This window comes from Cohnella baijiui, from assembly GCF_020731285.1.
GTDB lineage: Bacteria > Bacillota > Bacilli > Paenibacillales > Paenibacillaceae > Cohnella.
Genome location: NZ_JAJFOW010000516.1, coordinates 1 through 210, shown reverse-complemented (window position 1 = coordinate 210; position 210 = coordinate 1). Strand labels below are relative to the sequence as shown.

Here is a 210-nt window from a genome sequence, read left to right as displayed (position 1 = left end):
CACAGGCGCTGCCGCAGCAGGGATTGTGCTCGGCTCCTTCACCATCCCACAGGTACAGGTGGCGGCAAGCAGCTTCCTTTCCATCTTCCGTGTGGATCAAGTGGAGATGGTAAAGCTCACCCAAACCGATATTAGCGAAATCGAGAATTGGATGGCGAACGGAGAAAACGGTGTAAAAGAAATCAAGGGCATCGGGAAAGTATGGATCGA

Annotated in this window: 1 pseudogene; it reads left to right on the top strand. The window is 52.4% G+C overall.

Features of this window, described 5'->3' with window-relative positions:
- Nucleotides 1–210, top strand: a pseudogene (locus LKX83_RS33610) (zf-HC2 domain-containing protein); the annotation flags it as partial.